This is a genomic window from Streptomyces sp. NPDC046931, assembly GCF_040644655.1.
Taxonomy (GTDB): Bacteria; Actinomycetota; Actinomycetes; order Streptomycetales; family Streptomycetaceae; genus Streptomyces.
Window position 1 is genome coordinate 679182 of record NZ_JBEYWX010000002.1, and the last position, 14158, is coordinate 693339.

13 protein-coding genes are annotated in these 14158 nt (G+C 71.6%); 10 read left to right on the plus strand and 3 right to left on the minus strand.

Translation table 11 applies throughout. The features are described 5' to 3' along the window. Nucleotides 1-77 precede the first annotated feature (77 nt). Complete coding sequence (locus ABZ876_RS07125) at nucleotides 78-926, minus strand: hypothetical protein (RefSeq protein ID WP_361775474.1); 849 nt, start codon at nucleotides 924-926, stop codon at nucleotides 78-80. Nucleotides 927-997: 71 nt separating this feature from the next. Here ABZ876_RS07125 and ABZ876_RS07130 point away from each other — a divergent pair, with 71 nt between their 5' ends. The 4 genes from ABZ876_RS07130 to ilvD all read left to right on the plus strand — a co-directional run bounded on the left by ABZ876_RS07130 (nucleotide 998) and on the right by ilvD (nucleotide 5572). Continuing rightward, nucleotides 998-1930, plus strand: a complete 933-nt coding sequence (locus ABZ876_RS07130) for a Ppx/GppA phosphatase family protein (RefSeq protein WP_361775477.1) — start codon at nucleotides 998-1000, stop codon at nucleotides 1928-1930. Between the two features lie 89 nt (nucleotides 1931-2019). Beyond that, nucleotides 2020-2844, plus strand: coding sequence for a sugar phosphate isomerase/epimerase (locus ABZ876_RS07135; protein WP_361775480.1), 825 nt, complete (start codon nucleotides 2020-2022; stop codon nucleotides 2842-2844). Between the two features lie 16 nt (nucleotides 2845-2860). Then, the gene (locus ABZ876_RS07140; RefSeq protein WP_361775483.1) at nucleotides 2861-3499 is read left to right on the plus strand and encodes a TetR family transcriptional regulator; all 639 of its coding nucleotides are present in this window, start codon (nucleotides 2861-2863) and stop codon (nucleotides 3497-3499) included. A 219-nt stretch (nucleotides 3500-3718) separates the two neighbouring features. Beyond that, nucleotides 3719-5572: a dihydroxy-acid dehydratase gene (gene ilvD / locus ABZ876_RS07145; protein ID WP_361775486.1), complete on the plus strand. Its 1854-nt coding sequence runs from the start codon at nucleotides 3719-3721 to the stop codon at nucleotides 5570-5572. A 79-nt stretch (nucleotides 5573-5651) separates the two neighbouring features. Here the strand turns inward: ilvD and ABZ876_RS07150 are convergent, their stop codons facing one another. Next, entirely contained in the window at nucleotides 5652-7763 is a 2112-nt protein-coding gene (locus tag ABZ876_RS07150; RefSeq protein ID WP_361775489.1) for a serine/threonine-protein kinase, read from the minus strand. A 179-nt stretch (nucleotides 7764-7942) separates the two neighbouring features. On the opposite strand from ABZ876_RS07150, the gene ABZ876_RS07155 reads away from it, so the two are divergent. The 6 genes from ABZ876_RS07155 to proC all read left to right on the plus strand — a co-directional run bounded on the left by ABZ876_RS07155 (nucleotide 7943) and on the right by proC (nucleotide 12515). Further along, nucleotides 7943-8287, plus strand: coding sequence for an SH3 domain-containing protein (locus tag ABZ876_RS07155; RefSeq protein WP_361775492.1), 345 nt, complete (start codon nucleotides 7943-7945; stop codon nucleotides 8285-8287). Between the two features lie 51 nt (nucleotides 8288-8338). After that, entirely contained in the window at nucleotides 8339-8830 is a 492-nt protein-coding gene (locus ABZ876_RS07160) for an EamA/RhaT family transporter (RefSeq protein ID WP_361775495.1), read from the plus strand. A 79-nt stretch (nucleotides 8831-8909) separates the two neighbouring features. After that, nucleotides 8910-9686, plus strand: coding sequence for a class I SAM-dependent methyltransferase (locus ABZ876_RS07165; protein WP_361775498.1), 777 nt, complete (start codon nucleotides 8910-8912; stop codon nucleotides 9684-9686). 268 nt (nucleotides 9687-9954) lie between these two features. Then, the gene (locus tag ABZ876_RS07170) at nucleotides 9955-10770 is read left to right on the plus strand and encodes an ABC transporter ATP-binding protein (RefSeq protein WP_361775501.1); all 816 of its coding nucleotides are present in this window, start codon (nucleotides 9955-9957) and stop codon (nucleotides 10768-10770) included. Continuing rightward, the gene (locus ABZ876_RS07175) at nucleotides 10767-11540 is read left to right on the plus strand and encodes an ABC transporter permease (protein WP_361775504.1); all 774 of its coding nucleotides are present in this window, start codon (nucleotides 10767-10769) and stop codon (nucleotides 11538-11540) included. Before ABZ876_RS07170 ends, ABZ876_RS07175 begins: the two co-directional genes overlap by 4 nt. Nucleotides 11541-11705: 165 nt before the next feature. Beyond that, complete coding sequence (proC, locus tag ABZ876_RS07180; RefSeq protein WP_361775507.1) at nucleotides 11706-12515, plus strand: pyrroline-5-carboxylate reductase; 810 nt, start codon at nucleotides 11706-11708, stop codon at nucleotides 12513-12515. 45 nt (nucleotides 12516-12560) lie between these two features. Here proC and trpS read toward each other — a convergent pair whose 3' ends face one another. Then, the gene (gene trpS, locus ABZ876_RS07185; protein WP_361775510.1) at nucleotides 12561-13559 is read right to left on the minus strand and encodes a tryptophan--tRNA ligase; all 999 of its coding nucleotides are present in this window, start codon (nucleotides 13557-13559) and stop codon (nucleotides 12561-12563) included. Nucleotides 13560-14158 lie beyond the last annotated feature (599 nt).

Genomic DNA, 14158 nt, shown 5'->3' on the forward strand with positions numbered 1-14158 from the left:
CGCGAGATGACCGGAACGCCCCACTCACCCCGTGCGACCCGCTGGTGCACCCAGCGCACCCAGCGCACCCAGCGCACTCAGTCCACAGGATCCGCGGGATGCGGTGCCACCAGCGGCAGCTGCGACGCCAGGCGCTGCTCGCACAGCTCGACCAGCCGGTCGTACCCGGCCTTGCCCATCAGCTCGGTCAGCTCGGCCCGGTACGAGACGTACACCGGGTCGCCCGCGCCGTGCGCCGATGTCGCCGATGTGCACCACCAGTGCAGGTCATGGCCGCCCGGACCCCAGCCCCGGCGGTCGTACTCGCCGATGGACACCTGGAGCACCCGTGTGTCGTCGGGCCGGTCGATCCACTCGTACGTCCGCCGGATCGGCAGCTGCCAGCACACATCCGGCTTGGTCTCCAGCGGCTCGCGGCCCTCCCGCAGCGCCAGGATGTGCAGCGAGCAGCCGGCGCCGCCGGGGAACCCTGGCCGGTTCTGGAAGATGCACGACCCCTGGTAGGGGCGGGTCTGGCGGGAGCCCTCGTCGTCCTCCGCGACCCAGCCGGTCTCCATGCCCACGTCATGGTTCTGCCAGATCTCCGGCGTCAGCCGTGCCACGTGGCCGGCCACCCGCTTCTCGTCGTCCTCCTCCGAGAAGTGCGCGCCCAGCGTGCAGCACCCGTCGTCCGCGCGGCCCGCCTGGATGCCCTGGCAGCCGCTTCCGAAGATGCAGTTCCAGCGCGAGGTCAGCCATGTCAGATCGCACCGGAAGACCTGTTCGCCGTCGGCCGGATCCGGAAACTCCACCCATGCGCGCGCGAAATCGAGCCCCTTCTCGTCGCTCGCGATCGGGGACTTCATGGACGGGGACGCCTTCGCCTGCGAAGAATCCTTCGATCCCTTGGAGGATTTGTCGGACTTCGCCTTTTTCGTCTTTGGCACGCATCCAGGGTAAGTGGCTCCGGACCGCTTCAGGGACTGAGGATCGTCGCACTGGCAGTAGCGTTCCGTACATGAGACTCGGTGTCCTCGACGTGGGTTCGAACACGGTGCATCTGCTGGTGGTGGACGCCCACCCCGGCGCGCGCCCGCTGCCCGCGCACTCGCACAAGGCGGAGCTCCGGCTCGCCCAGCTTCTCGACGGCGACGGAGCGGTCGGCCCCGAAGGGGTCGACAAGCTGATCGCCGTCGTCCGCGACGCCCTCCAGGCGGCCGAGGACAAGGGTGTCGAGGACCTGCTCCCGTTCGCCACCTCCGCGGTGCGCGAGGCGAGCAACGCGGACGACGTGCTGGCCCGGGTCAAGGAGGCCACCGGCGTGGAGCTCCAGGTGCTGACCGGCGAGGAGGAGGCGCGGCTGACCTTCCTCGCGGCCCGGCGCTGGTTCGGCTGGTCGGCCGGCAAGCTGCTCGTCCTCGACATCGGCGGCGGCTCCCTGGAGATCGCCTACGGGATCGACGAGGAGCCCGACGCGGCGGTGTCGCTGCCCCTGGGCGCGGGCCGGCTCACCGCGGGCTGGCTCCCCGGCGATCCGCCGGCGCCGGAGGACGTCAGGGCGCTGCGCCGCCATGTGCGGGCGCAGATCGCCCGCACGGTCGGCGAGTTCAGCCGCCTCGGGATGGCCGACCACGTCGTCGCCACCTCCAAGACCTTCAAGCAGCTCGCCCGTCTCGCCGGCGCGGCGCGCTCCGCCGAGGGGCCGTATGTGCAGCGCGAGCTGAAGCGGGAGTCCCTGGAAGGCTGGGTTCCGCAGCTTGCCGGGATGACGGCCGAGCAGCGCGCGGACCTCCCGGGCGTCTCCGAGGGCCGGGCGGGCCAGCTTGTGGCGGGCGCGCTGGTCGCGGAGGGCGCGATGGACCTGTTCGGCGTGGAGACCCTGGAGATCTGCCCGTGGGCCCTGCGCGAGGGCGTGATCCTGCGCCGCCTGGACCATATGGCGGCGGAGTAGCAGGGGCCCGCGGCGCTGTGCCGCTTCCCACACCCGACCCTGCGCAACCGGCCCTCCATGTCAAGGCGACGCCCCGTACCCTGTCCCTCGTGGCAGAACCAGTGGTGCGCATCCCGGATGTGAAGGTCGCCCTGTCGACGGCCTCCGTCTATCCGGAGTCGACGGCGACGGCCTTCGAGATCGCCGCGCGCCTCGGGTACGACGGGGTCGAGGTCATGGTGTGGACCGATCCCGTCAGCCAGGACATCGAGGCGCTGCGCCGGCTCAGCGACTACCACCACATGCCCATCCTGGCCGTCCACGCCCCCTGCCTGCTGATCACCCAGCGCGTGTGGTCCACCGACCCCTGGACCAAGCTCCAGCGCGCCCGCGCGGCCGCCGAGAAGCTCGGCGCGGGCACGGTCGTCGTCCACCCGCCCTTCCGCTGGCAGCGTCAGTACGCCCGCGACTTCGTCGACGGGATCTGGCGCATGGCGAACGAGACGGATGTGCGATTCGCCGTGGAGAACATGTACCCGTGGCGCTACCGGGACCGCGAGATGCTCGCGTACGCCCCCGACTGGGACGTCACGAGGGACGACTACCGTCACTTCACGATCGACCTGAGCCACACCGCCACGGCCCGTAACGACGCCCTCCAGATGCTCGAGCGGATGGGGGACCGTCTCGGCCATGTGCACCTCGCCGACGGCAACGGCTCCAACAAGGACGAGCACCTCGTGCCCGGCCGCGGCATCCAGCCCTGCGCCGAGGTCCTGGAGCGGCTCGCGCTCACCGGCTTCGACGGGTACGTCGTCATCGAGGTCAACACCCGTCGCGCGATGTCCGGCGCCGAGCGCGAGGCCGACCTCGCCGAGGCGCTCGCCTTCGCGCGTCTGCACCTCGCGGCCGCCGCGAAGGCGTCCCGCGGGTGAGCGGGGTGGTCCGTCCGTGACCGGAGCGACTGGGACGACGGGAGCGGGTCCGGCCCGCCGCGGCAGGGGACGGCCCAGCCGCAGGGAGACGGCGGCGGCGCCCGCCACCCGTGACTGCATCCTGGAGGCGGCCCGCGAGGAGTTCTCCGAGCGCGGCTACGACAAGACGTCCGTACGCGGCATCGCCAAGGCCGCCGGCGTGGACTCGGCGCTCGTCCACCACTACTTCGGCACCAAGGAGCAGGTCTTCGAGGCCGCCATCGAGGTCGCCTTCGCCCCCGCCCTGAGTGCGCCGGACGCGGTGGCCGAGGGCCCCCGGGACGCCGTCGGCGAGCGCCTGACCCGCTTCGTCCTCGGCATCTGGGAGAACCCCGCGACCCGTACGCCGCTGCTCGCCATCGTCCGCTCCGCCGTGAACAACGAGACCGCGGCCGCCGTCTTCCGCCGCCTGGTCGCCGCGCAGCTGCTGCGCCGCATCTCCGGGCAGCTCGGCCTGCCCGACGCGGAGCTGCGTGCCGAGCTGGCGGCCGCGCAGTTGGTCGGCATCGCGATGCTGCGGTATGTGATCAAGGTGGAGCCGCTGGCGTCGGCGGACCTGGAACAGTTGGTGGCGCGCGTGGCTCCGGTGGTCCAGGGGCACCTCACGAACCCCTGAGACCGGGGGCGCGGGAAGACTGTCACACCCTGAGACCGGGACGCGGGAAGCCTGTCACACCACGAGCCGGTGGCGCGGGGAACCCGACAAACCCCCGAGCCTCGCCCGCCGCCCCGTCCCTGAAACACGCGTCCCGCATTCCGGACACTTGTGTCCGTCCCTTGGAGCACCGGCGTAGGCTCGACACGAGTTGAGAACTCTCCTAAGGAGCGAGCGACGATGCCCGAGCTGAGGTCCCGCACAGTCACCCACGGCCGCAACATGGCGGGCGCCCGCGCCCTGATGCGCGCCTCCGGTGTACCCGGCGCGGACATCGGACGGAAGCCGATCATCGCGGTCGCCAACTCCTTCACGGAGTTCGTGCCCGGTCACACCCACCTCCAGCCGGTCGGCCGGATCGTCAGCGAGGCGATCAGGGAGGCGGGCGGCATCCCGCGCGAGTTCAACACGATCGCCGTGGACGACGGCATCGCCATGGGCCACGGCGGCATGCTCTACAGCCTCCCCTCCCGCGACCTGATCGCGGACAGTGTGGAGTACATGGTCGAGGCCCACTGCGCCGACGCCCTGGTCTGCATCTCCAACTGCGACAAGATCACCCCGGGCATGCTGATGGCGGCCCTGCGCCTGAACATCCCGGCGGTCTTCGTCTCCGGCGGGCCGATGGAGTCCGGCCGCGCCACGCTGGTCGACGGCACGGTCCGCACGCTCGACCTGGTCGACGCGATCTCCGACGCGGTGAACGACAAGGTGTCCGACGAGGACATCCTCCGTATCGAGGAGAACGCCTGTCCGACCTGCGGCTCCTGTTCCGGCATGTTCACGGCCAACTCGATGAACTGCCTGACCGAGGCGATCGGTCTCTCCCTCCCCGGCAACGGCTCGGTCCTGGCCACCCACACGGCCCGCCGGGCGCTGTACGAGAACGCGGCCCGCACGGTCATGGACCTGACCCGCCGCTACTACGAGCAGGACGACGAGACGGTTCTGCCGCGCAACATCGCCACCTTCTCCGCCTTCGAGAACGCGATGGCCCTCGACATCGCAATGGGCGGCTCGACCAACACGATCCTGCACCTCCTGGCCGCCGCCGAGGAGGCGGGCGTCCCCTTCGGCCTGGCGGAGATCGACGAGGTCTCGCGCCGGGTGCCGTGCCTGGCGAAGGTCGCCCCCAACGTCGCCAAGAACCGCACGTACTACATGGAGGACGTGCACCGCGCAGGCGGCATCCCCGCCCTCCTCGGCGAACTGCACCGCGCGGGCCTGCTGAACGAGGACGTGCACGCGGTCCACAGCCCGTCCCTGGCCGACTGGCTGAAGACCTGGGACGTCCGCGGCGGCTCCCCGTCCCAGGAGGCGGTGGAACTGTGGCACGCGGCACCCGGCTGTGTGCGCTCCGCCGAGGCCTTCTCCCAGTCGGAGCGCTGGGAGGCCCTCGACGAGGACGCCGAGAACGGCTGTATCCGCTCCGCCGAGCACGCGTACTCCAAGGACGGCGGCCTCGCGGTCCTCAGGGGCAACCTCGCGGTCGACGGCTGTGTGGTGAAGACCGCTGGCGTCGACGAGTCGATCTGGACCTTCGAGGGACCGGCGGTCGTCTGCGAGTCGCAGGAGGAGGCCGTCCAGAAGATCCTCACCCAGCAGGTCAAGGAGGGCGACGTCGTCGTCATCCGGTACGAGGGGCCCAAGGGCGGTCCGGGCATGCAGGAGATGCTGTACCCGACCTCGTACCTGAAGGGCCGCGGCCTGGGCAAGGCGTGCGCACTGGTCACGGACGGCCGCTTCTCCGGCGGCACCTCGGGCCTGTCGATCGGCCACGCCTCCCCCGAGGCCGCCTCCGGTGGCACGATCGCCCTGGTCCGCGACGGCGACCGCATCCGCATCGACATCCCGAACCGCACCATCGACCTCCTGGTCTCCGACGAGGAGCTGAGCACCCGCCGCGCTGCCCTCGACGGCGTCTACGCCCCCGGGAACCGCGACCGCAAGGTCTCGGCCGCACTGCGCGCCTACGCCGCGATGGCGACGAGCGCGGACAGGGGCGCGGTGCGCGATGTGACGAAGCTGGGCTGACCGGCGTGAGGCGGCGGGGCTGACCCCGCGGCGAGCAGGGGCCGCTCCTTGGAGCTTCCGGGGGCGGCCCCTTCGCGCGTCACCAGGCCGACGGATCACGTCCGTCCACGCCGAAGACCGTGCCGTCGGGGGCACCGGCGTAGACATGACCGTTGATGATCACGGGCTCCGGCAGCGCGGCCGTGACCCGGTCCGCGCGGGTGCCGAGGCGGGGTGCGGTCTGGCCGAGGAGCGTGCCGTCGCCGGCGTCGAACGCGAGCAGTCGTCCGTCGGCCGCGGTGAAGTAGACATGCCCGTCGGCCGCGACCGGCGCCGAGCCGCGGCTCACGGACGTCTCGACATGCCACAGCTGTCTGCCCGCGTCCATGTCGACGGCCTCCAGCGCGCCACCGGCGGCCAGGAGATGGACGGCGCCGCCGTGGACGCCGGCACGGGCGCTGTCCAGGGGGACGGACAGCGGAACGGTGCGCGCCGCCCCCGACCCGGGGGTGTAGCGGACCACGGCCACCGTGCGCCCGTAGACCCGGTCCACGGAGAGGAAGAAGACGGACCCGCCCGCGGTGCCGAAAGGCTCCAGGCTCCCTTTCAGCCGGGCGTCCCAGCGCACGTCCCCCGTGCGCGGATCCACCGCGGTGACCCGCGTGCTCGACCCGTCGTCGGACGTGCTCACGGCGTACGCCGACGACCCCCCGGGGAACGAGGTGAAGTACGGCATGCGCTGGCCGGGGATCCGGCGGCTCCACTGGGTCCTTCCCGAGGTGCCGTTCACGCCGGTGACCGTCCCGTCGGTGCCGGTGAGCAGAAGCATGCCCGCGGCCTGCCGCATCCCGTTGCGGGCGGGCATGTCCCGGTGCCAGCGCGTTCGGCCCGAGCCGGCATCCAGCGCCTCCAGGGCTCGGCGCCCGCCCGTCAACGGCTGGACGAGACCGCCCGAGAGGACCGGCGGTTCGCTCCTGGCGGTCGCGGCGACCCGATGCCGCCACAGCACGGTGCCGTCGGACGGGTCGAGGGCGACGACCAGGCCGGGCTGGCCGCACAGCAGCTTGCCGGCACCGTAGGAACACTGCGGCACAGCGGCGTCCTCGGACTCGGGTCTCGCCTCCCAGGTACGGAACGCGGCCAGCGAGGTCCGGGGACCGGCCGGGGCGGGAGCGCCGTCGTCGAGCAGCTTCACGGCGGCGCCCGCGCCGCCCAGCACCAGACTGAACGCGCCCGCCACCAGAGCCACCCGCCTGACCGGAGCCAGCCGCGACAGAAGACCCCGGGGCCGCCGCTCCCGCTCCTCGAGGGCCTCGACAGGGGGATCGGGTCTCGGAACGTCACTCGCGCGCCGAGCCGGTACGAAGGCCTGCGTGTCGTACGAGGCCGCCACCGACCGCAGTTCCCGCATCAACTCGTCGAGAGTGGGCCGGTCCTCGGGCTCCTTGGCCAGACACCGCAGTACCAGCGGCGCGAGGTCCTCCGGTACGCCGGCCAGGTCCGGCTCGTCGTGAACGACCTGGTAGGCGACGACATACGGGCTGTCGGAGTCGAACGGCCCGCGACCCGTCGCCGCGTGCACCAGGACCGACCCGAGCGCGAAGATGTCGGCGGCCGGGCCGACCTCCCTGGGCCGCCGGAACTGCTCGGGGGCCATGAAGGGCGGCGTGCCGATCAACTTGCCGGTCTCCGTGCGCAGTTCGCTGTCCTTCGGCCGGGAGATGCCGAAGTCGATGACCTTCGGCCCGTCCTCGGCGAGCAGCACATTGCTCGGCTTCAGATCCCGGTGGACGACCCCGACCCGATGGATGTCGCGCAGCGCCTCGGCGAGCCCGGCCATCAGCCGGCGCAACTGGCCCGATTCCATGGGCCCGTTCCGCTTCACGTGATCGGACAATGTGGGACCGGGGATGAACAGGGTGGCCATCCAGGGCCGCGCGGCCTCGGGATCGGCGTCGACGACGGGTGCGGTGAAGGCACCGCTCACCCTCCGGGCGGCGGCCACCTCCTGCCGGAAACGACCCCTGAACTCCGGGTCCTTGGCGAACTCGGCATGGACGACCTTCACCGCGAGCTTCAGTCCAGAGGTGCTGCGGGCCAGGTGCACCACGCCCATGCCGCCGGCACCCAGGCGGGACTCCAGGTGGTACTGACCGGCGTACTCGGGAAGTTCCACTTCCGCGCCCGCTGCGGTGTTGCGCTGTGGCGCCATGGACCACCCCCGTGCTGTTCGTCGGCGCGCGCGACGCTCGGAGCCTAGTCGATGACTCGTACGAGACCGAGGCGGCTTGCTAGCCTCCGCGTGCGCGTCACACCCGCGTTGCGTGGGGTGACGCGGGGGAACGAACGGCACCCCATGACGGTCATGGGGTGCAACGGGGGAGGTTTTTCATGTCTGTCGACCGTGTGGGAGAAGCCCGGACCGACGGCGTGGCGGAGACCGCGACGACGGCCGTGGCGGAGACCGCCACGACGGCCGCGGCGGCTGTGCGCTACTACTCGGTGGCCCCGGGAGTCCGGCTCAACGTCCGCAGCGGCCCCGGTACCGGCTACCCCGTCGTCCGGGTCCTGGCCGAGGGTGCCAGGGTGCCGATCTACTGCCAGACCCCGGGCACGACGGTCACCGGTCCGTACGGCACGAGCAGCGTCTGGGACAGCATCGGCGACGGCGCATACGTCTCGGACGCGTACGTGCACACGGGCAGCGACGGCTACGTCGCACCCCGCTGCGGCTGAGCCGGACGGGGGCGGGGTCCTGCCCCGTGGTGCCGGGGTGATAATCGACGCGTGAGCGACGAGAACGGCACTCCGGACACCCCCGGCGGACCCCGCCCCGAACCGATCCGCTTCTTCGGCACGACCTGGGTGGACCACGACGGCGGCTACCGCGCGCGCCGGGCCGCGGTGGCGGCCGGCTCGCTCGTGCTCGCCGCCGTCTGCGGTCTCGTGCTGCGCTTCGCCTACCAGGGCCTTCAGATCGCCGACGTCGGTTCGGCCGTGAGCCTGATCGTCGTGGTGATGTTCGCGGTGTGCAGCGCACTGGCGTTCGGCCACACCTGGGGGGCCTTCACCGAACGCCCCGACCCGGAACGCCAGTCCTCCCTCCGCGGCCTGCTCGCGATCGGGTTCCTCGGCTCGCTGCTCGCGTACTTCGTGCGTTCGCTGACCGAGGCCCCCGGCGAGAAGCTGCACCGCGAGGAGTACGACAAGGCCCGCGCCGCCTACGACAAGCGCGTCTCGCGCCGCACGGGAAACCCCTCCCGCAAGCGCCGCTCCTGACCGAAGGCCGTCTCCTCGGCGCCCCGCTCCTGCCGGGAATCCGCTGTGCGGGACACCCCAGGGCCGCCACCATGGGCGTATGACCGCGCCCTCCCGCTCCGTGCGAGCCCGCTCGTTCAACGCCGCCGCGGCCCAGTACGCCGCCAACCGCCCCTCCTACCCGCCCGTCCTCTTCGACGCCCTCGAGGAGCTCGCGGGCCGCCCCCTCACCGGCGCCCGCGTCGCGGACATCGGCGCCGGCACCGGCATCGCCACCGCCCTCCTCAGGGCAAGAGGTGCTCAGGTCGTGGGAATCGAGCCCGGCGAGGGCATGTCGACCCAGTTCCACCGCACCCTTCCCGACGTCCCTCTGCTGCGCGGCGACGGCAACGCCCTCCCGCTCGCCACCGCCTCCGTCGACTTCGTCACCTACGCCCAGGCCTGGCACTGGACCGATCCCGCCCGCTCGGTCCCGGAGGCCCTGCGCGTCCTGCGCCCGGGCGGCGCGCTCGCCCTGTGGTGGAACATGGACGCCGAGGACGTGTCCTGGATCGCCGCGCAGGCCGACCGCATCAAGCGGTACTTCGGCGCCGAACACGCCACCAAGAACGGCGCCGGGGGCGCCCGGACCGAACTCGCCTTCCAGGGCGCCCCCGAGGTTCCGGCCCACACCCATCGAGTCGTGCGATGGAGCCGCACGGTTCCCGTCGACATCCACCTCGCGAACATCGGCAGCCACTCGATCTTCCTCGTCCGCGGCGAGGAGGGGACACGCGCCTTCCTCACCGAGGAACGGGAGCGCCTCCTCCGGTCCTTCCCGAACGGCCTCATCGAGGAGGTCTACGACGTCGTACTGATCGTCGCGGCCCGCCCGTAGGCCCCGCCCCCAGGGGGGTCGGGGCATCCGCGCCGGGCCCGGGTCGGCGCCGACCCGGGCCCGCGCCGACGCCGACTCCGCGCCCGCTCTTCCGCCGGGCCCTCCCCGCCTCCAGGCCCTCCCCCGCTCCGTCCCAGCGACCCGAGCCGAACCGGGTCGAGCCGACCCAAGCCGAACCGGGTCGAGCCGGACCGACCCGAATCCAGCCGAAACCGAAGCCGTAGGGCCGGCCCTTGACGGCCGGTCCGCCGCGCGCCATATTCATCGCATGATGAATAGCCGCCGCGCGCACCCGCCCGGCCCCCACGCGCCGGCACCCGGCCCCGCAGTCCACGCCGACCGGCTCACCGTCCTCCGTGGCGCCCGCACGGTCCTCCGCGACGTCCGCTTCACCGTGCCCCGCGGCCAGATCACCGGCCTGCTCGGGCCGTCCGGCTGCGGCAAGTCGACCCTTATGCGCGCGATCGTCGGCACCCAGGCCAAGGTCACCGGCACCCTCGAGGTCCTCGGCCGCCCCGCCGGCTCCGCCCCCCTGCGCTCCCGCATCGGCTATGTCACCCAGGCCCCCTCCGTGTACGCCGACCTGACCATCCGCCAGAACCTCCACTACTTCGCCGCGATCCTGGACCCGGGCCGCGCCGCCGCCGACCGCCGCGACCACAACGTCACCCGGGCCATCGCCGACGTCGACCTCACCTCGCACGCCGACTCCCTCGCCGGCAACCTCTCCGGCGGCCAGCGCAACCGCGTCTCCCTCGCGGTCGCGCTCCTGGGCACGCCGGAACTCCTCGTACTCGACGAACCCACGGTCGGTCTCGACCCGGTCCTGCGCCGCGACCTCTGGGGCCTCTTCCACCGCCTCGCGGCCGACCGCGGCGCCACGCTCCTCGTCTCCTCGCACGTCATGGACGAGGCCGAGCGCTGCCACCGCCTCCTGCTGATGCGGGAGGGCGAACTGCTCGCCGACGACACCCCGGAAGCCCTGCGCACCCGTACCGGCGCGGAGACGGTCGAAGAAGCGTTCCTGCACCTCGTGGACCAGGCGACGGCGCAGAGCACGGCCGGAAAGGAGACGGTCCGATGACCACGACCACCGCCCAGCCGACCGGGAGGACCCTCACCTACTCCCGCTCGACGGCCACGGCCGCCCGCGTGCTGCGCCAGCTCCGCCACGACCCGCGCACCATCGCGCTGATGCTGGTCGTCCCATGCCTGATGCTGGTCCTGCTCCGCTACGTCTTCGACGGCAGCCCGCACACCTTCGACTCGATCGGAGCCTCGCTCCTCGGGATCTTCCCCCTGATCACGATGTTCCTGGTGACATCCATCGCGACCCTGCGCGAACGCACCTCCGGCACCCTGGAGCGCCTGCTCGCGATGCCCCTCGGCAAGGCCGACCTGATCGCGGGCTACGCCCTCGCCTTCGGTGCGCTCGCGGTCGTCCAGTCCGCCCTGGCCACGGGCCTGGCGGTCTGGTTCCTCGGCCTGGACGTCACCGGATCGCCCTGGCTGCTCCTGCTGGTGGCCCTGCTCGACGCCCTGCTCGGCACGGCCCTCGGCCTCTTCGTCTCGGCCTTCGCGGCCTCGGAATTCCAGGCGGTCCAGTTCATGCCGGCGGTGATCTTCCCGCAACTCCTCCTGTGCGGCCTGTTCACCCCTCGCGCGGACATGCACCCCGTCCTGGAGGCGCTCTCCGACGTCCTGCCGATGTCGTACGCGGTGGACGGCATGAACGAGGTCCTCCGCCATACGGACATGACGACGACATTCGTCAGGGACGTCCTGATCGTCGCGGGCTGCGCACTGCTGGTGCTCGGACTGGGAGCGGCGACCCTGAGGCGGCGCACGGCATAGGAAACGACCCCACGGGACAGGGACGGCCGGGCCACGGGGGCGGCACACGGCCCGGACACGACCGGGGCCCGGCCGCCGTCCCGCCCACCGGACAACCCACCCCCTGCCCCCACCCCGGTGCGAGGATGAACCCGGACGACGCAACCCCCGGAGGGCACCCGCACCATGACGCAGAAAGTCGCAGTCCTCGGCACCGGAAAGATCGGCGAAGCCCTGCTCAGCGGAATGATCCGAGCCGGTTGGTCCCCCGCCGACCTCCTGGTCACCGCCCGCCGCCGGGAACGAGCCGAGGAGCTCCGCACCCGCCACGGTGTCACCCCGGTCGGCAACGCCGAGGCCGCGAAGACCGCCGACACCCTCATCCTCACCGTCAAGCCCCAGGACATGGGCACGCTCCTCGACGAACTCGCGCCGCACGTCCCCGCCGACCGCCTCGTCATCAGCGGCGCCGCGGGCATCCCCACCTCCTTCTTCGAGGCACGCCTGACCGCCGGCACCCCGGTGGTCCGGGTCATGACGAACACGCCCGCCCTCGTCGACGAGGCCATGTCCGTCATCTCGGCCGGCAGCCACGCCACCGAAGCCCACCTCGCCCACACGGAGGAGATCTTCGGAGCCGTCGGCAAGACACTCCGCGTCCCCGAGTCCCAGCAGGACGCCTGCACCGCCCTGTCCGGCTCGGGCCCGGCGTACTTCTTCTACCTGGTCGAGGCAATGACCGACGCCGGCATCCTGCTCGGCCTGCCCCGCGACAAGGCCCACGAGCTGATCGTCCAGTCCGCGATCGGTGCGGCGGTCATGCTCCGCGACAGCGGGGAGCACCCGGTGAAGCTCCGTGAGAACGTCACCTCCCCGGCCGGTACGACGATCAACGCCATCCGCGAACTGGAGAACCACGGCGTACGAGCGGCCCTGATCGCCGCACTGGAAGCGGCCCGCGACCGCAGCCGCGAGCTGGCGTCCGGCAACAGCTGACACCCGTGTCCACCGCCGGGAGACCGGCGGTGGGCACCCGGTTCGTCACACGGCCGGCAGCAACCCGATCGCCCGGTAGGCCGCGTCCACCCGCGGTCTGGCCATCCCCGCGGCCCGCTCCGCACCGGCCCGCAGCACCCCGTCCACGTACCCGGGATCGGCGCACAGCTCCTTGTGCCGATCCTGCACCGGCCGCAGCAACTCGACCACGGCCTCCGCGGTGTCCTTCTTCAGGGCGCCGTACGACCCGTACGCGCCGCTCAGCTCCTTGGGGTCGCCCCCTTCACAGGCGGCCAGGATCTCCAGCAGGTTCGCCACGCCGGGCCGCGTCTCCCGGTCGTACACGATGTCCGACGCGCTGTCCGTCACGGCTCGCATGACCTTCCTTCGCAGCACGTCCGGCTCGTCGAGCAGATAGACGATCCCCGGCCCGGAGTCGTCCGACTTCCCCATCTTCGACGTAGGGTCCTGAAGGTTCATGACCCTGGCCGCGATCTTCGGGCGGGTCGCCCGGGGCACCGCGAACGTGAGCCCGTACCGCTGGTTGAACCGCACCGCCAGATCCCGGCTCAGCTCCACATGCTGGGTCTGGTCGTCACCCACGGGCACCTCGTCGGTCCCGTACGCCAGGATGTCCGCCGCCATGAGCACGGGATACGTCAGCAACGACAGCCGCACACTCCCGCCCCGCTGCCGCTCCCGTGCGGCCTTCTCCTTGTACTGGATCATCCGCCGCATCTCGCCGTCGGTGGCGACGCACTCCAGCAGGTAGGACAGCCGTGCATGCTCGTCCACATGGCTCTGTACGAACATGGTGCACAGCTCGGGATCGATCCCCGCCGCCAGCAGCAGCGTCGCCGCCTGCCGACTGAGCCTGCGCACCCGGGCGGGATCGTGGTCCACGGTCAGGGCATGCAGATCGACGATGCAGAAGAGGGCGTCGGCCCGGTGCTGGTCAACGTCGGCCCACCGCCGCATGGCACCCAGGTAGTTGCCCAGCGTCAGGTTCCCGGTCGGCTTGATCCCGCTGAAGACCCGTGTCATCTCTCCACCTTCTGGTCGGGACCGCCGCGACCGGCCGGCCGACCCTCCGGGAGGAGATACGAGAACGGCCGCCGAGGCGGCGGCCGTTGATCGCATACGTGAGGCCGGCCGCCGTCAGGCGGCCCACCACTGCTGGTTGCACGTACGCGGAGTCATGAGAAGGAGGGTACGCCTGCCGGGGGCGGTACGGCACCGAGTTGACACGCCCCGGGCCGATCCGTACTGTTCTCCGGGTTGTCCGACGTGAGCGCCGACTCCGGTCGGTCCCCGGACAGCCATTCCGCAGGTACCAACCGATAATCGGCGTTATAGCGCCGTGTTCTTCGGCGTGTGTATTTTCGGAATGCGGACTCCGCGTTCGAACCTTTGTGAGAACGCAGCCCCCGATTAGCTCGGGAGCGAGGAATCCGCTAAAGTCTCACTCGTCGGAACGGCCGAAGGGCCGGGAGGACAACCCCGGTTGACTGGGGATCAGGAACCGAACGGGCCGGAAGGCCCCAAGGGATCTGATAAAGTCGACACCGCCGGAAGGCCGAAAGGCCGGAAAGCACCGAGGAAATCGGGTCGAGAAAAGATCTGATAGAGTCGGAAACACCGAA